Source organism: Mesorhizobium sp. WSM4830 (assembly GCF_055811495.1).
In genome coordinates this window covers 1-356 of the sequence record NZ_JBVVQI010000125.1, presented here as the reverse complement: position 1 = coordinate 356, position 356 = coordinate 1, and the positions used below count along the sequence as shown (strand labels likewise).

Below are 356 nucleotides of genomic sequence, written 5' to 3'. Positions count from 1 at the left end.
CAACCGCAACGGCAATCAAGTCGCCGGTGAAGAAGGCGCGAAAGGCACTCGTCAAAGCGTAGCGTGCTGCACCCGACCGATGTGCCAGACAGCAGCGGACCTGAAATGGCGAAGCCCCACCTTTGCAGCGGGGCTTCGTGTTGGTCAGATCACTCTGCAGTGCGTCGGGACCAGATGAGCGAGAACTCGCCGTCAGTGTCGGTCTCAACCAGGCTTGCATAGATCGGAGCGGGAAAGTTTGGATCGTCGAGCTTGACCGAGTGGTAGTCGCGGCCCTCGCGCGAGGTCTTCTTCCATGCCGCTCCGAATTCGGTGGCTCCGGCAAAGATGCGGAAGTCCGGACCTTTCTCGTTGTC

General features: G+C 60.4%; 1 protein-coding gene. It reads right to left on the bottom strand.

Annotated features, from left to right (window positions below; all coding sequences use genetic code 11):
• Positions 1-149: 149 nt before the first annotated feature.
• Positions 150-356 (bottom strand): DUF736 domain-containing protein (locus AC0L2Y_RS34645; protein ID WP_473562346.1); only part of this gene is annotated, 207 nt, incomplete at its 5' end.